The sequence below is a fragment of the Bacillus sp. AFS001701 genome (assembly GCF_002559405.1).
Taxonomy (GTDB): Bacteria; Bacillota; Bacilli; order Bacillales; family Bacillaceae_G; genus Gottfriedia.
On record NZ_NTZO01000053.1, the window covers coordinates 1 to 2,138 of the forward strand.

The window sequence follows — 2,138 nt, forward strand, 5'->3', positions numbered from 1 at the left end:
TCATATGAATCAGTTTGTTTTACCCAATCTCCAAAATAACACTTTACAATTAATACCCATCATTTGTAGCGAAAAGGACACTGATCAACAAATCACATTGAAAGTTTTTTCTGGTGAATTAATCTTACTATTTGAAGAAACTGGTGAGCTATGTTCATTAAATATATCGAAAATTCCACAACGTCAACCTGAGGAATCCACATATGAGGTTTCAATTAAAGGTGCCCGTGACGGATTTACGGAATCTCTAGAAACAAATGTGGCATTACTTCGAAAACGAGTACGTAGTACCACTTTATGCAATGAAATATTTACGATTGGTAAACGAAGTCAAACAAGCGTTTCATTACTCTACCTTTCAGATGTAATAAATGAGAGTATTATTACGGAAGCAAGAAATAGACTGAATTCAATAGAAATAGATATTCTAAATGGGATTTCTCCTCTTGAGGAGTTACTATCAGACTCACCATATTCGATTATTCCTTCCTTAACTTATAATACTAGGCCAGATATGGTAGTCGAGTCACTGCAACGTGGACGCTTTTGTATCTTAATAGATGGTGCTCCAGCAGGATTAATAGCACCAATTAATTTACAATTTTTACTAAAATCTGCTGAAGATCTGTACATGCCCTATTATTTTGTGACACTTGAAAGATTATTAAGATATTTAGGCTTATTACTTTCAGTCTTACTTCCAGGTTTTTACATTGCATTGGTCTCTTTTCATCAAGATCAGATACCTTTTCCAGCACTTGCAACAATTTCAATTAATTGTAAAGGGATACCATTTTCTCCAGGGATGGAGGTAATTATAATGACGATACTTTTTGAAATTCTGTACGAGGCAGGTTTACGTTTGCCGAAATCAACTGGTCAAACTGTTACTGTGGTAGGAGCGTTAATTGTAGGAGAAACTATGATTCGATCAGGACTTACTTCTCCGAATGTAGTTGTCATTGTTGCAATTACATTGATATCTCAGTTTCTAATTGTAAACCAATCTTTTGGAAGTGCTGTTATTTTAATGAGAGCTATAAGTATTTTAATGGCGTGTATTTTAGGTTTGCCAGGTTTAGTGCTTGCTCTTTTTCTAATATTAGTATATGTCTCAACGTTAAAATCCTTTGGAATGCCGTACATGTCTTCATTTAATAATCCAAGTGACAGTGACTATATTAAAGGATTAATTCAACTGCCAAAAACATTTATGAGAAAGACTCCAAAATTTTTAGATACGAAACTTGGACCACAACAGGGGGATAAGTCAAATTGAAACGAAAGTTAATACTACTAATTGCTCCTATTTTACTTTTAACCGGATGTTGGGATCTAAAACAATTAAGTCAAATAACATATATTTCAGCTCTAGGAGTAGATTATGTAAATAATGAATTTGTTATATATGCGCAAGTTTTGGATTTTGCAACGATTGGTAAATCAGAGCAAGGAAGTAGTGGAGCTGAAGGTCCTAACATTTGGATTGGTAAAGGAAAAGGAACAACATTTGCAATGGCTTGTAACGACTTATTTAATAGCACTCAACAAAGGACATTATTTGGTCAAATTAGTTCGATAGTGTATAAAGAATCCGCCTTGGGTAAAATACAAGTTGAAGAATCCTTGGAATTATTTGAGCGATTTGTAGATGCACGACTCACGCCTTGGATTTATACTACAAAAGAACCAATTGATAAAATTTTTGCAGTTGAACCTATGTTACCTAATTCACCAATTATGACTTTATTACATTTACCGAATGGAAACTATGAACAGCATTCACTAATATCACCAATGAAATTAGTTGAGTTCGCTGCACTTAATAATGAACCTAGTGCCACAATTATCATACCATCACTTGGTTTAGATGATCAACTATGGAAAAAAGATGACGAAAATATGCCAATGATGAATGTAAATGGAGCTTTTTTGTTTTATAAAGGGAAAAAACCAAAATGGTTATCCAAAGATGATTTAAAAGGATTACGTTGGGTTGATCGGAATACAGAACGTACACCTCTAGCTCTTAACGAAAAGAACGGAAAAATAAAAGCATTGCTTCCAATTGAAGACCCAATTATTAAGATTCGTTCTAAGGTTAACAAATCAGGTTTTCCAAAATTTAATATGAATAT

The 2,138-nt window shown here is 33.5% G+C and carries 2 protein-coding genes; both read left to right on the forward strand.

Annotated features, from left to right (window positions below; genetic code table 11):
• On the forward strand, positions 1 to 1,279 hold a 1,279-nt coding region (locus CN514_RS04690), incomplete at its 5' end, for a spore germination protein (RefSeq protein ID WP_098231598.1).
• Positions 1,276 to 2,138, forward strand: an 863-nt coding sequence (locus CN514_RS04695) for a Ger(x)C family spore germination protein (protein ID WP_098231599.1), incomplete at its 3' end; no start/stop codon positions are given. The genes CN514_RS04690 and CN514_RS04695, both read left to right, overlap by 4 nt.